General features: G+C 71.1%; 18 protein-coding genes. 11 read left to right on the plus strand and 7 right to left on the minus strand.

Annotation, left to right across the window (positions count from 1 at the left end):
* Nucleotides 1–24 precede the first annotated feature (24 nt).
* The 3 genes from IE255_RS02930 to IE255_RS02940 all read left to right on the plus strand — a co-directional run bounded on the left by IE255_RS02930 (nucleotide 25) and on the right by IE255_RS02940 (nucleotide 2,462).
* The gene (locus tag IE255_RS02930; RefSeq protein ID WP_190048495.1) at nucleotides 25–738 is read left to right on the plus strand and encodes a FadR/GntR family transcriptional regulator; all 714 of its coding nucleotides are present in this window, start codon (nucleotides 25–27) and stop codon (nucleotides 736–738) included.
* A gap of 41 nt (nucleotides 739–779) precedes the next feature.
* Nucleotides 780–1,217: a protein-tyrosine phosphatase family protein gene (locus tag IE255_RS02935; protein WP_190048496.1), complete on the plus strand. Its 438-nt coding sequence runs from the start codon at nucleotides 780–782 to the stop codon at nucleotides 1,215–1,217.
* 96 nt (nucleotides 1,218–1,313) lie between these two features.
* Entirely contained in the window at nucleotides 1,314–2,462 is a 1,149-nt protein-coding gene (locus tag IE255_RS02940; RefSeq protein WP_229906262.1) for a glycoside hydrolase family 113 protein, read from the plus strand.
* A 2-nt stretch (nucleotides 2,463–2,464) separates the two neighbouring features.
* On the opposite strand, the gene IE255_RS02945 is transcribed toward IE255_RS02940, so the two are convergent.
* A complete protein-coding gene (locus IE255_RS02945) occupies nucleotides 2,465–3,955 on the minus strand; it encodes an alpha/beta hydrolase (RefSeq protein WP_190048497.1) in 1,491 nt (496 codons plus the stop codon).
* A gap of 56 nt (nucleotides 3,956–4,011) precedes the next feature.
* The gene (locus IE255_RS02950) at nucleotides 4,012–4,497 is read right to left on the minus strand and encodes a GNAT family N-acetyltransferase (RefSeq protein WP_190048498.1); all 486 of its coding nucleotides are present in this window, start codon (nucleotides 4,495–4,497) and stop codon (nucleotides 4,012–4,014) included.
* A gap of 197 nt (nucleotides 4,498–4,694) precedes the next feature.
* Between IE255_RS02950 and IE255_RS02955 the strand changes: the two genes are divergently transcribed.
* The 4 genes from IE255_RS02955 to IE255_RS02970 are packed head-to-tail and all read left to right on the plus strand — an operon-like array spanning nucleotide 4,695 to nucleotide 6,754.
* Nucleotides 4,695–4,901, plus strand: coding sequence for a hypothetical protein (locus IE255_RS02955; RefSeq protein WP_190048499.1), 207 nt, complete (start codon nucleotides 4,695–4,697; stop codon nucleotides 4,899–4,901).
* Nucleotides 4,898–5,113: a hypothetical protein gene (locus tag IE255_RS02960; RefSeq protein WP_086599578.1), complete on the plus strand. Its 216-nt coding sequence runs from the start codon at nucleotides 4,898–4,900 to the stop codon at nucleotides 5,111–5,113. The genes IE255_RS02955 and IE255_RS02960 overlap by 4 nt, the downstream gene beginning before the upstream one ends.
* 26 nt (nucleotides 5,114–5,139) lie before the next feature.
* The gene (gene recO / locus IE255_RS02965; protein ID WP_190048500.1) at nucleotides 5,140–5,886 is read left to right on the plus strand and encodes a DNA repair protein RecO; all 747 of its coding nucleotides are present in this window, start codon (nucleotides 5,140–5,142) and stop codon (nucleotides 5,884–5,886) included.
* Between the two features lie 34 nt (nucleotides 5,887–5,920).
* Nucleotides 5,921–6,754 carry an isoprenyl transferase gene (locus IE255_RS02970; protein WP_190048501.1) on the plus strand — a complete coding sequence of 278 codons (834 nt, stop codon included), beginning with the start codon at nucleotides 5,921–5,923 and terminating at the stop codon, nucleotides 6,752–6,754.
* 143 nt (nucleotides 6,755–6,897) lie between these two features.
* On the opposite strand, the gene IE255_RS02975 is transcribed toward IE255_RS02970, so the two are convergent.
* Genes IE255_RS02975 through IE255_RS02990 form a run of 4 tightly spaced genes read right to left on the minus strand, consistent with a single transcriptional unit; the run spans nucleotide 6,898 to nucleotide 10,019 of the window.
* Entirely contained in the window at nucleotides 6,898–7,308 is a 411-nt protein-coding gene (locus tag IE255_RS02975; protein WP_190048502.1) for a Fur family transcriptional regulator, read from the minus strand.
* Between the two features lie 58 nt (nucleotides 7,309–7,366).
* On the minus strand, nucleotides 7,367–8,269 hold the full coding sequence (locus IE255_RS02980) for a metal ABC transporter permease (RefSeq protein WP_190048503.1): 903 nt from the start codon (nucleotides 8,267–8,269) through the stop codon (nucleotides 7,367–7,369).
* The gene (locus IE255_RS02985) at nucleotides 8,269–9,036 is read right to left on the minus strand and encodes a metal ABC transporter ATP-binding protein (protein ID WP_190048504.1); all 768 of its coding nucleotides are present in this window, start codon (nucleotides 9,034–9,036) and stop codon (nucleotides 8,269–8,271) included. Before IE255_RS02985 ends, IE255_RS02980 begins: the two co-directional genes overlap by 1 nt.
* Before the next feature lie 20 nt (nucleotides 9,037–9,056).
* Complete coding sequence (locus IE255_RS02990) at nucleotides 9,057–10,019, minus strand: metal ABC transporter substrate-binding protein (protein WP_190048505.1); 963 nt, start codon at nucleotides 10,017–10,019, stop codon at nucleotides 9,057–9,059.
* A 171-nt stretch (nucleotides 10,020–10,190) separates the two neighbouring features.
* Here IE255_RS02990 and IE255_RS02995 point away from each other — a divergent pair, with 171 nt between their 5' ends.
* Complete coding sequence (locus IE255_RS02995) at nucleotides 10,191–11,573, plus strand: glycine--tRNA ligase (RefSeq protein ID WP_190048506.1); 1,383 nt, start codon at nucleotides 10,191–10,193, stop codon at nucleotides 11,571–11,573.
* Nucleotides 11,574–11,634: 61 nt separating this feature from the next.
* Here the strand turns inward: IE255_RS02995 and IE255_RS03000 are convergent, their stop codons facing one another.
* Entirely contained in the window at nucleotides 11,635–12,738 is a 1,104-nt protein-coding gene (locus tag IE255_RS03000) for an endonuclease/exonuclease/phosphatase family protein (protein ID WP_190048507.1), read from the minus strand.
* Between the two features lie 215 nt (nucleotides 12,739–12,953).
* On the opposite strand from IE255_RS03000, the gene IE255_RS03005 reads away from it, so the two are divergent.
* The 3 genes from IE255_RS03005 to IE255_RS03015 all read left to right on the plus strand — a co-directional run bounded on the left by IE255_RS03005 (nucleotide 12,954) and on the right by IE255_RS03015 (nucleotide 15,340).
* Complete coding sequence (locus IE255_RS03005) at nucleotides 12,954–13,574, plus strand: LysE family translocator (protein ID WP_190048508.1); 621 nt, start codon at nucleotides 12,954–12,956, stop codon at nucleotides 13,572–13,574.
* Between the two features lie 141 nt (nucleotides 13,575–13,715).
* Nucleotides 13,716–14,726 carry an aldo/keto reductase gene (locus IE255_RS03010; RefSeq protein WP_190049330.1) on the plus strand — a complete coding sequence of 337 codons (1,011 nt, stop codon included), beginning with the start codon at nucleotides 13,716–13,718 and terminating at the stop codon, nucleotides 14,724–14,726.
* A gap of 26 nt (nucleotides 14,727–14,752) precedes the next feature.
* Complete coding sequence (locus IE255_RS03015; protein WP_190048509.1) at nucleotides 14,753–15,340, plus strand: TetR/AcrR family transcriptional regulator; 588 nt, start codon at nucleotides 14,753–14,755, stop codon at nucleotides 15,338–15,340.
* The last annotated feature ends 225 nt before the right edge of the window (nucleotides 15,341–15,565 follow it).

A 15,565-nucleotide genomic window follows, 5' to 3' on the forward strand; every position in this document is an offset into this window, starting at 1 on the left:
CGTGGGACGTCCGGGGCGCGTACGATGCGGCGCATGTCCGAGGAGCCCAGGACCAGCCGGATACAGCGCCAGGTCGTCCAGCTCATCCTCGACCGCAGACTCACCGCCGGCGCGCCGCTGCCCACCGAGGCCGAACTGATGGAGTCCCTCGGCGTCAGCCGCAACTCCGTCCGTGAGGCCCTCAAGGCCCTCCAGGCCCTCGACATCGTCGAGATCAGACACGGCTACGGCACTTACGTCGGCCAGGCCTCCCTCACCCCGCTCGTCGACGGCCTCACCTTCCGCACGCTGGCCCGGCACGACGACGACACCGGCGCCCTCGACGAGATCCTCCAGGTCCGCGAGGTACTGGAGGTGGGCCTGATCCGCCGGGTCGCCGCGACGGTCACCGAGGCGGAACTCGGCAAACTGGAGGACGTGGTGACCCGCATGGAGTCCGCGGGCGGCACGGGCCGCTCCTTCCCCGAACTCGACCGCGAGTTCCACGAGGTCCTGTACGCCTCCCTCGGCAACGACCTCGTCCCGCAGCTCCTCGCCGCCTTCTGGACGGTGTTCCGGCGGGTCTCCGGCGCCCGCGGCCGGCCCGACGACCCGTCCCCCGAGATCACCGTCCGCCGCCACCGCGACATCGTCGACGCCCTGCGCGCCCGCGACGCGGAGGGCGCGCAGCGGGCGATGGCCGTCCACTTCAGGGGCATCGAGGCCCGGGCGGCGCAGGAGTCGCGGGGGGTGGGCTGATTCCGCTCCCCGGAGGGCCACCCGCGGCGGATGATGGCGTGGTGAGTGAGCTGTGGAACGAGAGCGACGCCGGCGTCCTGCGCCTGCCTTCCGGCCGTGCGGTGCGGGGCCGGGGCCTGCGCCACCCCATGGACCCCACCGCACCCCTTCCCTCCTACGGCGTCTACCTGCTCGGCAAGCGGCCGCCCGAGGGCCCCTGGGAGTCGGACTGGATCCGCTGGCCCGACTTCCGGCTCCCGGCGGACCGGACGGCCGCGCGCGCCGCCCTGGTCGTGGCCTGGGAGCGGGCCGCCGGGGAACGGGTGGAGATCGCCTGCGGGGGCGGCCGGGGCCGGACGGGCACCGCCCTCGCCTGCCTCGCGGTCCTGGACGGCGTCCCCGCCGGGGAGGCGGTGGCGTACGTCCGCCGGCACTACGACCGGCACGCGGTGGAAACGCCCTGGCAGCGGCGGTACGTGCGCCGGTTCGGCGAGGGGTGAGCCCCTCCTTCGGTGCCCCACCGCATACCTTGGTCGCGCTGCCGTAGACCGATGGCCGACAGCGGACCCGGCGCCCGTCTCGCCACAGTGAAGGACATGGACGAGACCAAGGGGATCAAGCAGGCCAAGGGGATCAGCCGGGCGCAGTTCCTGGCCGGGGCGGCCGCGGTGGGGGTCGCCGGGGCGGTGGGACCGGCGGGACAGGCCCGGGCGGCGGAAGCCCGGCACGGCACCGGACTGCGCCGACGGGGCGTCGTCTACACCGTCGGAGCGGGGGAGACGCCGGGCACCGCGTGGAGCGCCGCCCGGATGCGCGAGGACATCCGCGCCATCCGCGACGATCTGCACGCCGACACCGTCGACGTCACCGGCGACGGCGTCGAACGCCTCACGCGGACCGCCGCCGAGGCAGCCGAGCGCGGACTGCACGTCTGGTTGCAGCCGACCCTCGGGGACGTCCCGCAGCGGGACATCCTGGAGCACCTCGCCGAGACCGGCCGGTTCGCGGAGCGGCTGCGGCGGCAGGGCGCGAGCGTCGACCTCAGCGTCGGCTGCGAGTTCTGGCTCTTCGTCCCCGGCATCCTGCCGGGCGAGACGGTCCTGGAGCGCATCAGCAACCTCCAGAACGGCACGGTCGACTGGCCCCGGATGCGGCGCCGCCTCGCCGACTTCACAGCGAAGGCCGCGAAGGTGGGCCGCTCCGTCTTCAAGGGGAACCTCAGCTACGCCGCCGCCCAGAGCATCGACGACCCGGACTGGACCCTCTTCGACATCGTCGGCATCGACTACTACTCGTACTTCGAGCAGCGGTCCGAGTACGTCCGCGAGCTGAAGCGGTACCTGCGCTGGGGCAAGCCGCTCGCCATCACCGAGTTCGGCACGTGCGCCTACGTCGGCGCCCCCGAGACCGGCGGCATGGGCTGGGACATCGTCGACTACGACAAGGAACCGCCGGAGATCAAGGGGAACCCGGTCCGCAGCGAGCGGGTCCAGGCCGCGTACGTGGGTGAACTGCTGGACGTCTTCGCGTCGATGGGCCTGTACGCGGCGATGACCTTCGAGTTCATCAGCGCGGACGCCCCGCACCGCCCGGACGAGCCCCGCCTCGACCTCGACCTGGCGACGTACGCCATCACCAAGGTGGTCAAGGACCGCCCGGACGACCCCGCCTCCGACTGGCACTGGGAGCCGAAGGAGGCGTTCCACGCGGTGGCCCGCCGATACGGGGCGGCGGGCCACCGCTGACGTCACGCGCAGCGGACGTCGGAACCGGGCCGTTTCCCGCCGGCCAGGAAGCGGGAGACGGTCCGGTCGCCGCAGGCGTTGCCGTTGGCGAGGTAGGCGTCGTGGCCGGTGGAGTTCACGGTGACCATGACGGCACGGCCGCCGAGGGCCTGACGGAGCTTCAGGGCACCGCTGAGCGGGGTGGCGACATCGCGCTCGTTCTGCACGAGCAGCACGTTGGACGGCCCGCGGCCGGTGATCCGCACCGCCGGTTCCCTGGGCGCGAACGGCCAGGCGGCACACACCATCGGCCCGCGCGGCATGCCCGCGGTCAGCGGGTACCTCGCCCGGCTCTCGTCGACGCCCTTCTGGTACTCGGCGGCCGAGGCGGGCCAGTCGACGTCGTTGCAGATCGTGCCGACGCCGACCGCGGCGACGTTCTGGAGCACCGACTCGGGCGGGGCCTCGGGCACGGGCGGCACGGTGCCCTTGCGGGCGGCCAGGATCGTCCTGGCCAGGACCGGGTAGTCGTCGGGGTCGTAGAGGCTGGTCAGCATGGTCTGGCGGAGCGCGTTGCCGTCCAGCCGCGGCGGGTTCGCGCCGGGCCAGGGGAGGGGCTCGCGGTCGAGGCGGGCGGCGAGGCTCAGGAAGCCGGAGCGCACCTCGGCGGGCGTACGGGCCACCCGGTGCGGATTCCCGGGCCGGGACGCCCACGCGGCGAACTCCGGGAAGTTGTCCTCGACGCCGGTCTCGAAGGCGGCGAGCCAGCCGCGCGTCACACGGGTGTGGTCGGGGTTGTTGTTGCTGTCCAGCACGATGCGGTCGGTGCGGTGCGGGAACAGCTGGCTGTACACCGCGCCGACGTACGTGCCGTACGAGACGCCCCACGCGGAGATCTTCCGCTCGCCCAGGGCGGCCCGGACGCGGTCGAGGTCGCGGGCCTCGTTGGCGGTGCTGATGTGCCGGATCAGCTCGCCGCCGTTGCGGACGCACGCCCCCGCCGTACGCCGGGCGGTGGCCATGCTCTCGGTGACGGAACCGTCCGGGGCCGGCCAGGGCAGGAGCTTGGTCATGCCGAGGTCGGCGGGGTCGAGCTTGCAGTCGACGGCGGTGGAGGGCGCCATGCCGCGCGGCGCGAACCCGACGAGGTCGTAGGCGTCCCGCACCTTCTGCGGCAGCTTCTGCCCCTTGCCGGAGGGGTCGCCGAGGCTGTCCCCGCCGGGCCCGCCCGGGATGAGCAGCAGCGCACCCCGGCGCGCCGAGGGCTTCTCACTGGGGATACGCGAGATAGCGATCTTGATCGTCCGGCCGTCGGGGTCGGAGTAGTCCATGGGGACCTCCACGGTGGCGCACCGCTGCCGGGGGTCGAGGCCGGTGCCCTCGCACGTGGTCCACTTCAGCGGGGGAGGCCCGGAGGCCGGGGGCTGGGCCGCGGACGCGGTCAGCGGGACGGTGAGCCCGAGCAGGACGGCGGAGGCCGCGATCAGTGAGGCGTTGCGCGTGATCTGCTTCATGCCCCGAGCCTGACGGCTCCCCGCCCCGTTCCACATCCGGGCAACTGCCCGATGTTTCAGGGGGTTTCCCCCCTACTGGAGGAGGCCCCCGGCCGTCTCAGCATGAAGACGTCGACCGGGTCCTGGGTCTCCACCGTGAAGCCGTGGCGGGCGTACAGGCGCTGGGCCGGGCTGCCCTGGAGGACGTTCAGGCGGACGGGTGTGCCGTGGGTGTCCGTCTCGTGCAGCAGGGTGCGCAGGACGGCCGAGCCCAGGCCCCGGCCCTGGAGGCCCGGGTCGAGGTAGAAGTGCTCCAGCCAGTGGCCGTCCTCGGCGGGGCGCAGCGCGACGCTGCCCGCGAAGGCGCCGTCGGCCACGATGACCGACGTGTGCGGCGGGGAGAAGCCGTCCCGCAGGCGCTGCCTGACCCGGTGCTCGTCGAAGCGGCCCAGCCGCTCCAGATCGGGGCGCATCACCACCGCGCGCAACTCCGCTATCGCCTCGACATCGGCCGCTTCCGCCGGGCGCAGGGACCATTCCCTCGCCGCTGTACCCACATCCATGGCCTGATTGTCGTCCATCGGCTACCGGCACGACCGCCCGGAAAAAATCCGCCGGCCGAACTTTCATGAACTGTTGGCCATTGCCGAACCCCTTTGTGCTGCGCCGCAGTTGTAGGGCACAGACCCCTCCCGAGTGTAGACGCGGAGCGTCACCACAGGGATGCGAAGAGTGAAATTCCAAAAGGAAGGGGAGCACGGTGGAGGCACGACACTCGGCGCTCTGCGTCGAAGAAGCGGAGGATGCGGTGAAAGAATTGCGGGCAGAACTCGCCAAGGCCGGAATTATCCTGCCGTCACTGGGGCTCGACCCGGTGAGTCTTGCGCGGGAAGCACCCTGCCCGCTCGTGGAATTGGGCCGGTGTTCCGTGGAGACCGCCCGGCGGCTCGCGGCGGTGCTGCGATGAAGCCCCCCGTCGGCGCGTATGTCGTGGACACCCGCAGCGGACGCATCGGCATCGTCATGGGGCATGAGGGGCCCTATGTGCAGTTGAGGCCGTACGGGGGCGGCAAGGAGTGGGACGCCGACCCCGGTGCCGTCCGGCACGCCACCCCGGCCGAGCGGCTGCGCGCGGCGACGGCGTACGCCAACGCACGCAGCAGGGGTGAGGTCCCTTGAAACGGTGACCCTGCGAGAATGGCGCCATGAGTCTGTTCCGCGACGACGGCATCGTGCTGCGCACCCAGAAGCTGGGTGAGGCGGACCGGATCATCACGCTGCTCACCCGCGGTCACGGTCGGGTACGGGCGGTGGCCAGGGGCGTGCGCCGGACGAAGTCGAAGTTCGGTGCGCGCCTCGAACCCTTCTCCCACGTCGACGTGCAGTTCTTCGCGAAGGGCAGCGAGCTCGTCGGGCGCGGGCTGCCGCTGTGCACGCAGAGCGAGACCATCGCGCCGTACGGCGGCGGGATCGTCAGCGACTACGCCCGGTACACCGCCGGGACCGTCATGCTGGAGACCGCCGAGCGGTTCACCGATCACGAGGGGGAGCCGGCCGTGCAGCAGTATCTGCTGCTCGTCGGCGGACTGCGGACCCTCGCCCGGGGGGAGCACGCGCCGCATCTCGTGCTCGACGCGTTCCTGCTCCGGTCCCTGGCCGTCAACGGCTACGCCCCGAGCTTCACCGACTGCGCGAAGTGCGGTATGCCCGGCCCCAACCGGTTCTTCTCGGTCGCCTCGGGCGGTTCCCTCTGCGTGGACTGCCGGGTGCCCGGCAGCGTCGTACCCTCGCCCCAGGCCCTGGAACTCCTCGGCGCCCTGCTTACGGGAGACTGGGAGACCGCGGACGCGTGCGAGGCGCGCTACGTCCGGGAGGGCAGCGGGCTGGTGTCCGCGTACCTGCACTGGCACCTGGAGCGCGGGCTGCGCTCCCTGCGCTACGTCGAGAAGTAAGAGAAGCAAGCAAGCACGAGGAGACGAGAAACACATGGCCGTACGCGGGATCCTGGGGCGCCAGCGCCGGGAGTACAGGACGCCGGAGCCGCACCCGTCCGGCGCGCGGCCGCCGAAGCTCCCCGGGGAGCTCGTACCGCGGCATGTGGCGATCGTCATGGACGGCAACGGCCGCTGGGCCAAGGACCGCGGGCTGCCGCGCACCGAGGGGCACAAGGTCGGCGCCGAGCGCGTGCTGGACGTGCTCCAGGGCGCCATCGAGATGGGCGTGGGCGCCATCTCCCTGTACGCCTTCTCCACGGAGAACTGGAAGCGGTCGCCGGAAGAGGTGCGCTTCCTGATGAACTTCAACCGGGACTTCATCCGCAAGACCCGGGACCAGCTGGACGAGCTGGGTGTGCGGGTGCGCTGGGTGGGGCGGATGCCGAAGCTGTGGCGGTCCGTGGCCAAGGAGCTCCAGATCGCCCAGGAGCAGACCAAGGGCAACGACCGGCTGACCCTGTACTTCTGCATGAACTACGGCGGCCGCGCCGAGATCGCGGACGCGGCGCAGGCGCTGGCGCAGGACGTCAGGTCCGGCAAGCTCGACCCGTCGAAGGTCAACGAGAAGACCTTCGCGAAGTACATGTACTACCCGGACATGCCGGACGTGGACCTGTTCCTGCGCCCGAGCGGCGAGCAGCGCACCTCCAACTACCTGATCTGGCAGAGCGCCTACGCCGAGATGGTCTTCCAGGACGTGCTCTGGCCGGACTTCGACCGGCGCGACCTGTGGCGCGCGTGCCTGGAGTTCGCCTCCCGGGACCGGCGCTTCGGCGGGGCCATCCCGAACGAGGAGCTGCTGGCCATGGAGGGCAAGCAGGAGTAGCAGCGCTTCACAGGCGGGGGCGGCGCAGTTCCCTCACGGGCGCGGGGCTGCATCGATATGCGGCTCCGCCGCGTGGGCGCGACCAGCCACTACGCACCCGCACCCGCCGACGCACCGCAGCCCCACGGCGGAACCGCCCCGGCTCAACCCGCGGAGCACTCCGCGCACGTGCCGAAGATCTCCACCGTGTGGGCCACGTTCACATAGCCGTGCTCGGCGGCGATGGCCTCGGCCCACTTCTCCACGGCCGGGCCCTCCACCTCGACGGCCTTGCCGCAGTTGCGGCACACCAGGTGGTGGTGATGGTCGTCGGTGGAGCAGCGGCGGTAGACGGACTCGCCGTCGGCGGTGCGCAGGACGTCGACCTCGCCGGCGTCGGCGAGGGACTGGAGGGTGCGGTAGACCGTGGTGAGCCCGACCGAGTCGCCCTTGTGCTTGAGCATGTCGTGCAGTTCCTGCGCGCTGCGGAACTCGTCGACCTCCTGCAGGGCCGCCGCCACTGCGGCACGCTGCTTGGTGGCGCGGCCCTTCACGGACGGTCCAGCGGTCGTCACCGTTGCCTCCTCACGTCTGCCTTGCCCGGGCCATTGTGCCAGCCCGGGGCGGGGGCGGTCAGACGCCGACCTCGTCGGCTGCCTCCCGGGTGCCCGGAATCGAGCACTCCGCGGGGTCCGCCGTGCCGTGTGCGGCGGCCCGGTCCCGGGCGCGGCGACGGGCCAGCGGGGCCGCGAGCGCCGTCAGCACGATGAAGGCGCCGATGGTCAGCAGCACGATCGTCGCACCGGGCGGCACGTCCTGGTAGTACGAGGTGACGGTGCCGCCGATCGTCACGCTCACCCCGATGGCGACGGCGATCGCGAAGGTCGCGGCGAAGCTGCGGCCGATCTGCTGGGCGGCCGCCACGGGCACCACCATCAGCGCGCTGACCAGCAGCAGGCCGACCACGCGCATCGCCACCGTGACCGTGACGGCCGCGGTGATCGCCGTCAGCAGGTTCAGGGCGCGCACCGGCAGGCCCGTCACCCGGGCGAACTCCTCGTCCTGGCTGACCGCGAACAGCTGCCGCCGCAGGCCGAGGGTGACCAGCACGACGAAGGCGGCCAGCACGCAGATGGCCGTGACGTCCGACTCGGACACCGTCGACAGGGAGCCGAACAGGTACGACGTCAGGTTGGCGTTGGAGCCCGTCGGCGCGAGGTTGATGAACATCACACCGCCGGCCATGCCGCCGTAGAAGAGCATCGCGAGGGCGATGTCGCCGCGGGTCCTGCCGTACCAGCGGATCAGCTCCATGAGGACCGCGCCGAGGATGGAGACGAGCGTCGCCATCCACACCGGGGACCAGGTCAGCAGGAAGCCGAGGCCGACGCCGGTCATCGCCACGTGGCCGATGCCGTCGCCCATCAGGGCCTGGCGGCGCTGCACGAGGTAGATGCCGACGGCCGGGGCCGTGATGCCGACCAGGACGGCGGCGAGCAGGGCCCGCTGCATGAAGGCGTAGTCGAGGAAGTCCATCAGCTCAGCAGTCCCGTGCGGATCGGTTCGGTGCCCGCCGGTGCGTGCGGGTGTACGTGGTCGTGGCCGGGCAGGGCGTGCTGTCCGACGGCCTTCGGGGGCGGGCCGTCGTGGACGACGCAGCCGTCGCGCAGGACGACCGCCCGGTCGATGAGGGGCTCCAGGGGGCCCAGTTCGTGCAGGACGAGCAGGACCGTCGTGCCCTCGGAGACCTGCTCCCTGAGCGTGTGCGCGAGGACCTCCTGGCTGGCCAGGTCGACCCCGGCCATCGGCTCGTCCATGATCAGCAGCTCGGGCTCGGAGACGAGCGCGCGGGCGATCAGGACGCGCTGGTGCTGGCCGCCGGAGAGGGCGTCGACCGAGTCCTTGGCCCGGTCGGCCATGCCGACCAGCTCCAGGGCCTTGCGCACGGCCGCGTGGTCCGCCTTGCGCAGCACGCCGAAGCGGGCCCGGGACAGGCGGCCGGAGAGGACCACCTCGGTCACCGTGGCGGGCACGCCGGACGCGGCCGTGGTGCGCTGCGGGACGTAGCCCACGCGGTGCCAGTCGCGGAACCGCCTGCGGTCCGTGCCGAACAGCTCGATCTCGCCGGCGCCGGTCTGCACCTGGCCGATGACGCTGCGCACGGCCGTCGACTTGCCGGAGCCGTTCGCGCCGAGCAGCGCGACGACCTCACCGCGGTGCACGGTGAGGTCGATGCCGCGCAGGACGGGGCGTGAGCCGAGGTCGGCGCGGACGCCGCGCAGGGATACGACGGGCTCGGTCATGCCGTCCTCCGATGGGTCGGTCACTTGGTTCCCAGGGCCGTCTGGAGCGCCTTGAGGTTGGCTCGCATGACCTGGAAGTAGTCGTCGCCGCGGGACTTGTCGGTGATGCCCTCCAGCGGGTCGAGGACGTCCGTCTTCAGCTTCGCGTCCCGGGCGAGGGTCTTGGCGGTCTTGTCGGAGACCAGTGTCTCGTAGAAGACGGTGGTGACGCCGTCGGCCCTGGCCTCCTGCTGGAGCTCCTTCATGCGGGCGGCGCTGGGCTCGCTCTCGGGGTCGAGGCCGGAGATGGCCTCCTGGGTGAGGCCGTAGCGCTCGGCGAGGTAGCCGAAGGCGGCGTGGTTGGTGAAGAAGACCTTGGTCTTCGAGTTCTTCAGGCCGTTCTCGAACTCGCCGTCGAGGCCGTTCAGCTTCTCGACCAGGGCCTCGGTGTTCTTCTTGTAGTCGGCCGCGTGGTCCGGGTCGGCCTTCTCGAAGGCCTTGCCGACGCCCCGGGCGACCTCGGCGTACTTCACCGGGTCGAGCCAGACGTGCGGGTCGCGGGCGTGTTCCTCCTCCTCGGCGTGGCCTTCCTCGGCGTGGCCCTCCTCGCCCTCGTGGCTGTGGCCGCCGGTGCCGTGGTCCTCCAGGGTGGTGAGCGCGGCCGCGTCGATCTTCGTCTTGATGCCGGTCTGCTGCACGGCCTCGTCGACGGCGGGCTGGAGACCCTTGAGGAAGAGCGCCGCGTCGGCCTCCTCCAGCTGCGCCCGCTGCTGGGTGCTGATCTCCAGGTCGTGCGGCTCCTGGCCGGGCTCGGTCAGGCTGGTGACGTTCGCGTGGTCGCCGCCGATCTGCTCGGCGAGGAAGGCCATCGGATAGAACGACGCGACGACGTCGAACTTGTCCGTGTCGCCCGTGGCCGCGCTGTCGCTGGAGCAGGCGGAGAGGGCACCGAGGCCGAGAGCGGTGGCCACGGCGGCGGGTATGAGGCGTCGTCGTACGTTCATGACACTCATTTTCAACAAATATGGAAACGGTTGTCAACAAACGTCCCGACCAGGGACTGGCGGCCCGCGCAGGGGGAGCGATTTGATTGAGGGGGCGCCCCCGCCGGTAACCTGAGGCATTCGCTGGAAGCATCTCGCTTCGTCGCCCGTCGTCGTAATGAAGAGAGCACCGTGGCCGCCGACAAGATCGACACCATCGTCAGCCTGAGCAAGCGCCGTGGCTTCGTATTCCCCTGTAGTGAGATCTACGGCGGCCAGCGCGCCGCTTGGGACTACGGCCCGCTGGGTGTCGAGCTCAAGGAGAACCTCAAGCGCCAGTGGTGGCGCTACATGGTGACGTCGCGCGAGGACGTCGTCGGTATCGACTCGTCCGTGATCCTGGCCCCCGAGGTCTGGGTCGCCTCCGGCCACGTCGCCACCTTCACGGACCCGCTGACCGAGTGCACCTCCTGCCACAAGCGGTTCCGCGCGGACCACCTGGAGGAGGCCTACGAGGCCAAGCACAACCGCCTGCCGGAGAACGGCCTCGCCGACGTCAACTGCCCCAACTGCGGCAACAAGGGCCAGTTCACCGAGCCCAAGCAGTTCTCGGGCCTGCTGTCCACGCACCTCGGCCCGACGCAGGACTCCGGCTCCATCGCCTACCTGCGCCCCGAGACCGCCCAGGGCATCTTCACCAACTTCTCCCAGGTGCAGACCACCTCGCGCCGCAAGCCGCCGTTCGGCATCGCCCAGATGGGCAAGTCCTTCCGCAACGAGATCACGCCCGGCAACTTCATCTTCCGCACCCGCGAGTTCGAGCAGATGGAGATGGAGTTCTTCGTCAAGCCGGGCGAGGACGAGAAGTGGCAGGAGTACTGGATGGAGCAGCGCTGGAACTGGTACACCGGTCTCGGCCTGCGTGAAGAGAACATGCGGTGGTACGAGCACCCGAAGGAGAAGCTCTCCCACTACTCCAAGCGCACCGCCGACATCGAGTACCGCTTCCAGTTCGGCGGCAGTGAGTGGGGCGAGCTGGAGGGTGTCGCCAACCGCACCGACTACGACCTCGGCGCCCACTCCAAGGCCTCCGGCCAGGACCTCACCTACTTCGACCAGGAGGCCGGCGAGCGCTGGACGCCGTACGTCATCGAGCCCGCGGCCGGTGTCGGCCGCGCGATGCTGGCGTTCCTGCTCGACGCCTACGTCGAGGACGAGGCGCCCAACGCCAAGGGCAAGATGGAGAAGCGCACCGTGCTGCGCCTGGACCAGCGCCTCGCCCCGGTGAAGGTCGCGGTCCTGCCGCTGTCCCGGAACCCGGAGCTGTCCCCGAAGGCCAAGGGCCTCGCCCAGGCGCTCCGGCAGAACTGGAACATCGAATTCGACGACGCCGGCGCCATCGGCCGCCGCTACCGCCGCCAGGACGAGATCGGTACGCCGTTCTGCGTGACCGTCGACTTCGACACGCTGGAGGACAACGCGGTCACCGTCCGCGAGCGTGACTCGATGAAGCAGGAGCGCGTCTCCCTCGACCAGATCGAGGGCTACCTGGCGTCCCGCCTGGTCGGCTGCTGACCGACCCTGCGCGTACGGCGGTGCCGGGTTCCTCTGCGGAGGGGCCCGGCACCGCCGCGTCTCACAGGTCCAGATCGGCGTAGACGGCCGCGTGGTCCGAGGCGCGGTTCGCCTTCGAGGTGACGGTCTCGAAGGACTTGAACGTGTCCGGCGCCCAGATGCCGCGCCGTTCCACCTCCACGTGCTGCACCTGGTCCCACAGCGGCGGCGGCAGCATCAGGTAGTCGAGCTTCTGGCTCTCGCTCTTCCCCGTCCCGTACGTGCCCGGGGTGCCCCGGTAGCCCGGGTGGCTCATCACGTCCCGCAGGCCGGTGCCCAGCAGGGCCCGGATCGCCTCGCTGGACGGCTCGTCGTTGAGATCCCCGGCGACCACGACGTACGGGGAACGCTCCAGGGCGGCCTGGTAGATCGACGCCACGCGCCGGGCCTGGGCGATGCGCAGCTCCGGGTTGTCGCCGCTCTGGCTCTTGAGGTGGTTGCCGAGCAGCCACAGCGGGGTGGCGCCGATCTGGATCTCGTACTCGGGGCAGTCCCGGCTGAAGAGGTACTCGCCCGGGCGGTCGGGGTCGGGGTCGAAGAGGTGGGACCGCATGGACGTGATCGGGTGGCGGCTGAGGACGCCGACGTCGATGCCGCGCGGGTCGTTGCCGTCGATCACCATGTCGTAGGCGTACGGCGTCTTCTTCAGGTCGCCGCCCAGGACCTGCTCGTTGAAGCGCCGCAGGGTCGTGCGGTCCTCCACCTCCACCGTGAGCAGGATGTCGGCGTCGACCTCGGCGATCACCCGGCCGGTGTTGTGCACGGCCTCCCAGTCGAGGTCGTCACGGACCAGCTCGACCCAGCCGGTCCACCCCGAGCGGCCCTTGGCGACGATCTCGAACGTGACGTTCTCGCCGCCGCCCCGCGTCCTGAACAGCGTGCCCCGGCCGCGGGTCTCGTTGACGACGAACGGCCTGTCCTCGCGGGAGTCGTGGACCCGGTGCTTCTTCAGGAGCGCGGCGATACGGCCCTTGGTGTCGTCGTCGTAGGTCTTCCGCTCCAGGAGGGAGACCAGCTCGGCGTAGTCGCCGAGGACCTCGCGGCGCTGCTTGTCGCTCGGCAGGCGGAAGACCTTCGGGCGGCGGAAGAGGTTCTCCGTGTTGAAGGTGGCGATACGGATCGTCATGGCGCGCTCCCTCGGGCGGCGCAGGAGTTCCGCGCGGCCGGGGGGCAGGCGCCGCCGGGGAGACTGCTCTCCGGCCCTTCCATTCTCGGGGCGGGTGTGAACCCTGTCGAATGGCGGGGTGGTTGAAAGCTGTTGAGGTCCGGGGGGAATTGGTACATCAGCGCCGCGGCCGATTGGTCCTGTAATTCGGGGCGGGGCGGCGCCAGGGTGAGGGCATGAGCATCGCGTTCCTGCTGACCACTCTGATCGTCGTCGTCACGCCGGGCACCGGAGTCGTCTACACCCTCGCCGCCGCGCTCTCCCGCGGCCGGCGCGCGAGTGTCGTCGCGGCCGTCGGCTGCACGCTCGGCATCGTGCCGCATCTGCTCGCCACGGTCACCGGCGTCGCCGCCCTGCTGCACGCCAGCGCGACCGCCTTCCAGGTGCTGAAGTACGCCGGGGTCGCCTACCTCCTCTACATGGCGTGGGCGACGGTGCGGGACAAGGAGGCGCTCGTCGTGGAGGAGGAGGGGGCGTCGTCCGCACCGGTGTCCGCGCGGCGGGTGATCGTGCGGGGTGTCCTGATCAACCTCCTCAACCCGAAGCTGACGATCTTCTTCTTCGCGTTCCTGCCGCAGTTCGTGAGCTCCGGGGAGCCGCACGCGGTGCTGCGGATGCTGGGGCTGGGCGGGGTGTTCATGCTGGCGACCTTCGTCGTGTTCGCCGCGTACGGGGTACTGGCCGCGTCGGTGCGCAGCCATGTGATGGGCCGGCCGCGGGTGATGGCGTGGCTGCGGCGGGGCTTCGCGGGGTCGTTCGTGGCGCTGGGGGCGAAGCTGGCGTTCACGGCGCGGTAGCCGGATGCGGGCGCGGTAGCCGGATGCGGGCGCGCTCGGTAGCCGGATGCGGGCGCGTGCTCCCCGGCAGGGTCGGTGACAGATATCGAATGACAGATATTGAAATCTGTCAGCTGTCATGCCAGAGTGGAGGGCATGACGATGCGAACCAGCCCTCTCGGAACCACCGGCCCCCAGGTCTCCGCCCTCGGCCTCGGCTGCATGGGCATGTCCGCGCTGTACGGCGCGGCGGACCGGGCCGAGTCCATCGCGACCATCCACGCGGCGCTCGAAGCGGGCGTCACCCTGCTCGACACCGGCGACTTCTACGCCATGGGCCACAACGAACTGCTGATCGGCGAGGCCCTGCGCACGGCCCCCGCCGCCCGGCGCGAACAGGCCCTGACCAGCGTGAAGTTCGGCGCCCTGCGCGACCCGGACGGCGGCTGGTCCGGCTACGACGGCCGGCCCGCCGCCGTGAGGAACTTCGCCGCGTACTCCCTCCAGCGGCTCGGCGTCGACCACATCGACATCTACCGCATCGCCCGCCTCGACCCGGACGTGCCGATCGAGGAGACCGTCGGGGCGATCGCGGAACTGGTCGAGAAGGGGTACGTGCGGCACATCGGCCTGAGCGAGGTCGGCGCCGACACCATCCGCCGGGCCGCCGCCACGGCGCCCGTCTCCGACCTCCAGATCGAGTACTCCCTCATCTCCCGCGGCATCGAGGACGAGATCCTGCCGACCACGCGGGAACTGGGCATCGGGATCACGGCCTACGGGGTCCTCTCCCGCGGCCTGATCTCCGGGCACTTCACCGCCGACCGGCAGCTCGGCGCCGACGACTTCCGGGCGATGTCGCCGCGCTTCCAGGGCGACAACCTCCGGCACAACCTGAACCTCGTCGAGGCGCTGCGGAAGATTGCCGAGCAGAAGGGCGTCAGCGTCGCGCAGATCGCCATCGCCTGGGTGCTCTCGCGGGGCCCGCGGCACGGCACGGACATCGTGCCGCTGGTCGGCGCCCGCCGCCGCGACCGGCTCACCGAGGCGCTCGGCGCGCTGGACGTGACGCTCGACGCCGCCGACCTGGCCGCGATCGAGGAGGCCGTACCCGCCGGAGCCGCCGCCGGCGACCGCTACCCGGCGGCGCAGATGGCGCACCTCGAGAGCTGAACCGGGCTCCGGGTACGGTCAGGGGCATGGCACCGACCAGCGAGACCCTGACCGCCGAGCGCATCCTCGAGGCCACCGAGGAGGTGCTGCGCCGCCACGGCCCGGCCAAGGCCACCGTGGTGGACGTGGCCCGCGCGCTCGGCGTCAGCCACGGCAGCGTCTACCGCCACTTCCGGACGAAGGCGGCGCTGCGCGAGGCGGTCACCAAGCGCTGGCTGGACCGCACGTCCGGCGAGCTGTCCGGGATCGTCGCCGCGGACCGCGACCCGGAGACCCGGCTGCGGGACTGGCTCGCCGCGCTGTTCGCCGCCAAGCGCCGCAAGGCGGGCGACGATCCGGAGCTGTTCGCCACGTACACGGTCCTCACGGACGAGAACGGCACGGCGGTGGGCGAGCACATCGCCGACCTGACGTCTCAGCTGACCCGCATCATCGAGGCCGGCGTCGCGACCGGCGATTTCGCCGCCATCGACCCGGAGGCGACGGCCCGCGCGGTCTTCCAGGCGACGGGGCGCTTCCACGACCCCTGTTACGCCCGGGAGTGGGAGGAGCCGGGAGCCGAGTCCGACTTCAGAGCAGTCGTCGACCTGCTGGTGCGGGGGCTGCGGCCCTAGGGCCTGTCGTTTGGATCAGGTCGCAGGGAAGTGACGGTACTTTTCAGCGCCGGTGAGCGGGGTCATGGGGGTACCTCCCTGCTCGAGCGAAGCCGAGAGCTTGGGGGAGTCGGCAACCGACGACAACGCGGCAGATGCGCGTGCCAGACCCCGCGTCTGCGGCGTGATCCAAACGACAGGCCCTAGAGGGGGCAGGCAGTCCAATCGTCAGCCATTGGCCGTTCC

The sequence above is a fragment of the Streptomyces lomondensis genome, assembly GCF_014651035.1.
Taxonomy (GTDB): domain Bacteria; phylum Actinomycetota; class Actinomycetes; order Streptomycetales; family Streptomycetaceae; genus Streptomyces; species Streptomyces lomondensis.

Excerpts from the sequence above, each read along its gene's own strand:
- IE255_RS03000 (WP_190048507.1), bottom strand. The coding sequence starts at position 12,738 with ATGACGATCCGTATCGCCACCTTCAACACGGAGAACCTCTTCCGCCGC.
- IE255_RS02940 (WP_229906262.1), top strand. The coding sequence starts at position 1,314 with ATGGACGAGACCAAGGGGATCAAGCAGGCCAAGGGGATCAGCCGGGCG.
- IE255_RS02990 (WP_190048505.1), bottom strand. The coding sequence starts at position 10,019 with ATGAACGTACGACGACGCCTCATACCCGCCGCCGTGGCCACCGCTCTC.
- IE255_RS02945 (WP_190048497.1), bottom strand. The coding sequence starts at position 3,955 with ATGAAGCAGATCACGCGCAACGCCTCACTGATCGCGGCCTCCGCCGTC.
- IE255_RS03010 (WP_190049330.1), top strand. The coding sequence starts at position 13,716 with ATGCGAACCAGCCCTCTCGGAACCACCGGCCCCCAGGTCTCCGCCCTC.
- IE255_RS02950 (WP_190048498.1), bottom strand. The coding sequence starts at position 4,497 with ATGGATGTGGGTACAGCGGCGAGGGAATGGTCCCTGCGCCCGGCGGAA.
- IE255_RS02985 (WP_190048504.1), bottom strand. The coding sequence starts at position 9,036 with ATGACCGAGCCCGTCGTATCCCTGCGCGGCGTCCGCGCCGACCTCGGC.
- IE255_RS03015 (WP_190048509.1), top strand. The coding sequence starts at position 14,753 with ATGGCACCGACCAGCGAGACCCTGACCGCCGAGCGCATCCTCGAGGCC.
- IE255_RS02960 (WP_086599578.1), top strand. The coding sequence starts at position 4,898 with ATGAAGCCCCCCGTCGGCGCGTATGTCGTGGACACCCGCAGCGGACGC.
- recO (WP_190048500.1), top strand. The coding sequence starts at position 5,140 with ATGAGTCTGTTCCGCGACGACGGCATCGTGCTGCGCACCCAGAAGCTG.
- IE255_RS02970 (WP_190048501.1), top strand. The coding sequence starts at position 5,921 with ATGGCCGTACGCGGGATCCTGGGGCGCCAGCGCCGGGAGTACAGGACG.
- IE255_RS02980 (WP_190048503.1), bottom strand. The coding sequence starts at position 8,269 with ATGGACTTCCTCGACTACGCCTTCATGCAGCGGGCCCTGCTCGCCGCC.
- IE255_RS03005 (WP_190048508.1), top strand. The coding sequence starts at position 12,954 with ATGAGCATCGCGTTCCTGCTGACCACTCTGATCGTCGTCGTCACGCCG.
- IE255_RS02930 (WP_190048495.1), top strand. The coding sequence starts at position 25 with ATGCGGCGCATGTCCGAGGAGCCCAGGACCAGCCGGATACAGCGCCAG.